Annotated in this window: 5 protein-coding genes; all 5 read left to right on the forward strand. The window is 42.1% G+C overall.

Going from position 1 to position 6,079, the window contains the following annotated elements:
* Positions 1-355 precede the first annotated feature (355 nt).
* The 5 genes from queA (at position 356) to secF (ending at position 5,852) form a co-directional block, all read left to right on the forward strand.
* Complete coding sequence (gene queA / locus CWC30_RS13040) at positions 356-1,387, forward strand: tRNA preQ1(34) S-adenosylmethionine ribosyltransferase-isomerase QueA (protein ID WP_008466350.1); 1,032 nt, start codon at positions 356-358, stop codon at positions 1,385-1,387.
* 139 nt (positions 1,388-1,526) lie between these two features.
* Positions 1,527-2,654 (forward strand): tRNA guanosine(34) transglycosylase Tgt, encoded by a 1,128-nt coding sequence (gene tgt, locus CWC30_RS13045; RefSeq protein ID WP_036980274.1) that lies wholly within the window; start codon positions 1,527-1,529, stop codon positions 2,652-2,654.
* 26 nt (positions 2,655-2,680) lie between these two features.
* Positions 2,681-3,016 carry a preprotein translocase subunit YajC gene (gene yajC / locus CWC30_RS13050; RefSeq protein WP_010391747.1) on the forward strand — a complete coding sequence of 112 codons (336 nt, stop codon included), beginning with the start codon at positions 2,681-2,683 and terminating at the stop codon, positions 3,014-3,016.
* A 19-nt stretch (positions 3,017-3,035) separates the two neighbouring features.
* Positions 3,036-4,895 (forward strand): protein translocase subunit SecD, encoded by a 1,860-nt coding sequence (secD, locus tag CWC30_RS13055; protein ID WP_138627303.1) that lies wholly within the window; start codon positions 3,036-3,038, stop codon positions 4,893-4,895.
* 9 nt (positions 4,896-4,904) lie between these two features.
* Positions 4,905-5,852 (forward strand): protein translocase subunit SecF, encoded by a 948-nt coding sequence (secF, locus tag CWC30_RS13060; RefSeq protein ID WP_013465987.1) that lies wholly within the window; start codon positions 4,905-4,907, stop codon positions 5,850-5,852.
* The last annotated feature ends 227 nt before the right edge of the window (positions 5,853-6,079 follow it).

Raw genomic sequence — 6,079 nt, forward strand, 5'->3', positions numbered from 1 at the left:
GATAGCTAATTAGGGAGAATATAAGGGTTATCTTGAGCTTTATTACTAATAGTTAAATACCCAAACCACCTCAAAATGCAGAATTCAGCGCTTCACAGGGGCTTAATATCAAGGCGATACTTTGCAGTCATGGTAGTCCCTTTCAAGAAGTAGCAACGATGAGAGTATGCCCCTGTGAAACGCCCACGGGTTGGTTTAAAAGCGATTTATACTGCGTTATTGATATTAATAATAGAACCACTATTATTTGCAATCAATGCCTTGCCTAAATCGCTTTTAATTCCGACGACACTCGCATTTTGAGGTGGTTTGGGTATACACTTGGCGCGATTTTAAATGATGTGGAATTCTAACAATGCGCGTAGCTGATTTTAGCTTTGACTTACCTGATGAATTAATTGCTCGTTTTCCTAAAGCAGACAGAACCAGTAGCCGTTTATTGAGCTTAGATGGGCCGAGCGGTGCTGTTGAGCATAAAATATTTAGTGACATTCTTGAACTGGTTAACGAAAACGATTTACTGGTTTTTAACAACACCAAAGTAATACCTGCGCGTATGTTTGGTCAAAAAGAATCAGGCGGTAAAGTTGAGGTGCTGGTAGAGCGTGTATTAGATGAACACCGCGTTCTTGCGCATATTCGTGCGAGTAAATCCCCAAAGCCAGGTAATGTACTCATTTTAGAGGGCAAAGCAAAAGCTATTATGGTGGCACGCCATGATACCTTATTTGAGCTTGAGTTTGACCGCAGTGAAAATGTGCTCGATATTTTAAATGATGTGGGCCACATGCCGCTTCCTCCTTATATTGACCGCCCAGATAACGAAGCCGACCGTGAGCGTTACCAAACGGTATATGGCGAAAAGCCAGGCGCTGTTGCTGCACCTACGGCAGGTCTTCATTTTGACGATAAACTTATGACTGCGCTTAAAGACAAAGGCGTACAAATGGCGTTTGTTACCTTGCATGTTGGCGCAGGTACATTCCAGCCAGTTAGGGTAGAAAGTGTTGATGAGCACATCATGCACTCAGAATATATTGAAGTGCCACAAGATGTGGTTGATGCGGTTGCCAGTACTAAAGCCAAAGGCGGGCGTGTGATTGCAGTAGGTACAACTTCAGTACGATCACTAGAGTCAGCCGCAAAAATACATGGCGGCAAGCTAGATACTTACTTTGGCGATACCGATATCTTTATTTTTCCGGGTTATCAATTTAACGTTGTTGATGCCATGGTAACTAACTTCCATTTACCCGAATCAACTCTGATCATGTTAGTTAGTGCCTTTGCAGGGCAAGACAACATTATGGGCGCTTACAATACGGCGATTGAACAACAGTATCGCTTTTTTAGCTATGGCGATGCGATGTTTTTGACCCGTAAATAATTCTCAGCTTTATCGGTTTTTATTTTACTCATAAGCATAGTGAATTTCTCACTGCTAATAGTAATAGGGTGGTAAAAAGGGTAGAATCGAGCGGTTAAATTATAGCTTGTTGGACTGTTTTTCCGACACAGAGGATATTATGAAATTTGAATTAGACTGCACTGATGGCAAAGCGCGCCGCGGCCGCTTGATTTTTGATCGAGGTGTAATAGAAACACCAGCGTTTATGCCTGTAGGTACTTACGGCACGGTTAAGGGTATGACACCTGATGAAGTAAAAGCAACCGGTGCACAAATTTGTTTGGGCAATACATTTCACTTAATGTTGCGCCCTGGTACTGAAATCATTAAACAGCATGGTGATTTACATGACTTTATGAATTGGGACTTCCCAATTTTAACTGACTCAGGCGGTTTCCAAGTATTTAGCCTTGGTGCAATGCGTAAAATCACTGAAGAAGGTGTGATGTTCCAATCGCCTGTAAATGGTGACCAAATTATGATGTCGCCAGAAAAGTCAATGGAAGTGCAGCGTGATCTTGGCTCAGATATCGTGATGATATTTGACGAATGTACGCCATATCCTGCCACCGAAAAAGAAGCCAAAGACTCTATGGAGCTTTCTCTTCGTTGGGCTAAGCGTTCAAAAGAAGGGCATGGCGACAACCCATCAGCATTGTTTGGTATTATTCAAGGCGGTATGTATCCTGAGCTTCGTGCACAGTCACAAGCGGGCCTTGAAGAAATTGGTTTTGATGGTTATGCACTCGGTGGTTTATCGGTGGGTGAGCCTAAACATGAAATGATTAATATTCTTGATCATTGTGCTTATAAAATGCCAGAAAACAAACCGCGTTACCTAATGGGTGTTGGCAAGCCAGAAGACCTAGTTGAATCGGTTCGCCGTGGTATAGATATGTTTGACTGTGTAATGCCAACGCGCAATGCACGTAACGGTCACTTATTTATTACTACTGGCATCATAAAAATCCGTAACGCAGTGCATAAAACAGATACTGGCCCACTTGATCCAGAGTGTGATTGCCATACCTGTAAGAATTATTCGCGTGCTTATTTGCATCATTTAGACAAATGTAACGAAATTCTTGGCGCACGACTAAACACTATCCATAACTTACGATACTATCAACGTGTTATGGAAGGTTTGCGTAATGCTATTAGCGAAGGTCAACTAGAGGCATTTGTACACGATTTTTACGCTCGCCGAGGCCAAGAAGTGCCAGAGCTAGCTGATACAACAAATTAAAATTTAAAAATTAAAGAGGAAGTATTATGAGTTTATTTATTTCAAACGCACATGCCAGCGCTGGCGCACCTGCAGCAGGCGGCGGTATGGAAATGCTAATTATGTTAGCGATTTTTGGTTTGGTTTTTTACTTTTTAATTTACCGCCCGCAAGCAAAGCGCGTAAAAGAGCATAAAAGCTTAATGAGCGCGATGGCAAAAGGCGATGAAGTGCTAACCCAAGGTGGTTTAGTAGGTAAAATCGTAAAAATTGCTGAAGATAAAGACTTCATCGTGATCTCATTAAATGAGCAAGCAGAAGTAACAGTACAAAAATCAGCAGTATCTGCTGTATTGCCTAAAGGCACAATGAAGTCGCTATAAAAATAATAAGGACGACCCCGTGTTAAACAAGTTTCCAATTTGGAAGTATTTACTTGTTTTAGCTGTGTTAGCCATTGGCCTTTTATATGCTTCACCAAACCTGTATGGCCGCGATCCGGCCATACAGGTTTCTGGCGCTAAAGGCACCGATGTTGACCTCAGTGTTGTAGACAAAGTAAACGCAATCCTCAAAAAATATAACGTAAGCGCTAAATCGACAAAGCTTGAAGATGGGCAAATTCTTGTTCGTTTTAAAAATGTTGAAGATCAACTAAAAGCGCAAGACTTACTGCGTAACTCGCTTAGTAGTGATTATATCTCAGCGATTAATATGGCTCCTGCACAACCGGCTTGGTTAAAGTCGCTTGGCGGTAACCCTATGAAGTTGGGCCTAGATTTAAGTGGTGGTGTGCATTTCACCATGGAAATCGACATGGTCACTGCGGTTGATAATCAGCTTGAGCAAATGGAGCAAGATTTTCGTAGCGACCTGCGCGAAGAAAAGCTACGTTATCGTAGTGTGCGCCGTGTAGCTGGCTCTGAGCGTATGCGTGTAGAAATGCGTAACGAAGAAGATAAAGACGCTGCAGAGCGCTTTTTAGAAAGCCGTTACCCATTAAACGTCTACATTGATGATAGTAGTAACGATAACGCATTCTTTGTCACTATGAGTGAGCTAAAGCTAAAAGAAATTCGTGACTATGCTATCAAGCAAAACGAAACGATTATTCGTAACCGAATCAACCAAATTGGGGTTGCAGAGCCAAACGTACAGCGCCAAGGTGCTGAACGCATTATTGTGCAATTACCAGGGATTCAAGATACCGCTCGCGCTAAAGAAATTTTAGGTGCAACGGCCACACTTGAGTTTCGTGAAGTTGACGAAAATGCTGATATAAGCGCCGCTGCTCAAGGTCGTATCCCACCGGGCACTGAAATGATCATGAGCCGTGATGGTTATCCTGTGGTACTAAAAAAACGCATCATTCTTGAAGGCAGCCATATTACTGGCGCGCAGTCGGGTGCAGATGAGTATCAGCGTCCACAAGTAAGCATTAAACTCGATAGTAAAGGTGGGGCAAAAATGAATGCCTTCACCAAACGCGCTATTGGTAAACGTATGGCTACCGTGTTTATTGAGTACAAGCCATCGGGTAAAAAAGATAGCGAAGGTAAAGCACTTCCACCAATTAAAGTGGAAGAAGTGATTAACGTAGCAACCATTCAAGCGCGTCTTGACCGTTCATTCCGTATTACCGGTATTGATAACCCCGCTGAAGCACATAACTTAAGTTTACTACTTCGCGCGGGTGCACTGGTTGCGCCTATTCAAATAGTAGAAGAACGAACGGTTGGACCAAGCCTAGGTCAAGAAAACATTGAAGCGGGTATGACCGCTGTAGCCTTAGGTTTTGCATTTGTACTGGCCTTTATGCTTATTTACTACAAAGGTTTTGGTCTTGTTGCGAATATCGCACTGGCTGCCAACTTAGTACTTATTATTGGTGTAATGTCGTTAATTCCAGGTGCAACGCTTACCCTGCCCGGTATCGCAGGTATTGTACTAACCGTTGGTATGGCTGTTGATGCGAACGTACTTATATTTGAGCGTATTCGTGAAGAGCTTGCTGATGGCCGCAGCCCTCAACAAGCGGTTCATTTTGGTTACGATAGCGCCTTTAGTACTATTTTTGATGCCAATATCACCACATTAATTGCGGCGATTATCTTGTTTGCTGTTGGTACCGGTCCTGTTGCAGGCTTTGCGGTAACCCTAGCAATTGGTATTTTAACCTCTATGTTTACAGCAATTGTAGGTACCCGTGCGGTGATCAACCTATTTATTGGTGGTAAACGTGTTGATAAACTTTCAATTTAAGGAGCAGACATGCAAATTTTAAGATTGGGCGGAAAAACCCTTCGTTTCATGTCTCTTCGAAAAGTGGCAATGGGCTTTTCTACGTTATTAATCATAGCGTCGCTGGCGTCACTTTTTGTTAAAGGCTTAAATTTCGGTTTAGATTTTACCGGCGGTACAGCAGTTGAGGTAGGTTTTTCACAACCTGCCGATCTGAAAAAAGTACGTAATGTACTGGCCGAAAACGACTTTGCTGATGCATCGGTACAGCTTTTTGGCTCAAGCCAAGAAATACTGGTCCGTTTAGCCCCTCGCGGTGATGATGTAAAAGCAGAAGTGATTGGTAACCAAGTAATTGCTGCCCTTAAACAAGCTGATGATAGCGTAGTAATGCGCCGTATTGAGTTTGTAGGCCCAAGTGTAGGTGAAGACTTAAAAGAGCAGGGTGGCCTTGCCATGTTAACTGCGCTTATATGTATCTTAATTTACGTGGCATTTCGCTTTGAATGGCGCTTTGCTGTGGGTGCAGTGGGGGCACTATTACACGATGTAATCATTACGATTGGTTTATTCTCGGTGCTTGGTTTAGAGTTTGACCTAACTATTTTGGCAGCAATACTCGCCGTGATAGGTTACTCACTAAACGATACCATTGTTGTATCAGACCGTATCCGTGAAAACTTCCGTAAAGTACGTATTGACGACACCATTGAAATTATTGACCTGTCACTTACGCAAACACTTAATCGTACTTTAGTTACATCAATTACCACTATTTTAGTATTGATTGCACTCTTTGTATGGGGCGGCCAAACTATTCATGGCTTTGCTACCGCACTATTATTTGGTGTATTTATTGGTACATATTCTTCAGTTTACGTTGCCAGCTCGGTGGCTATTGCCATGGGCGTAAGTAAAGAAGATTTAATACCAGAGGTGATTGAAAAAGAAGGTGCCGATTTAGACTCAATGCCTTAATTGAGATTAAATTATCCTTTTTAAAAAGCCGCTCCTTGTGAGTAATGCAGATCAGTTAAGAATATTTTTATGATCACTTGACTGATCTTTCCATGGCTTCAAAATCCGATATTAGAAATAATATCGGATTTTTTTATGTCTCTCATTCAGCACTTCGATAACATGTATTCATTTTTAAATGATGTACATACACTAGATAAACTTAAACAGGTTCTTGACCCTGAAAT

Origin of the sequence: Pseudoalteromonas sp. S4741 (assembly GCF_005886135.1) — a bacterium.
Taxonomy (GTDB): Bacteria; Pseudomonadota; Gammaproteobacteria; order Enterobacterales; family Alteromonadaceae; genus Pseudoalteromonas; species Pseudoalteromonas tetraodonis.

Bases quoted from the DNA above. Each gene is read 5' to 3' on its own strand.
- queA (WP_008466350.1), top strand. From the start codon at position 356: ATGCGCGTAGCTGATTTTAGCTTTGACTTACCTGATGAATTAATTGCT.
- secF (WP_013465987.1), top strand. From the start codon at position 4,905: ATGCAAATTTTAAGATTGGGCGGAAAAACCCTTCGTTTCATGTCTCTT.
- yajC (WP_010391747.1), top strand. From the start codon at position 2,681: ATGAGTTTATTTATTTCAAACGCACATGCCAGCGCTGGCGCACCTGCA.
- tgt (WP_036980274.1), top strand. From the start codon at position 1,527: ATGAAATTTGAATTAGACTGCACTGATGGCAAAGCGCGCCGCGGCCGC.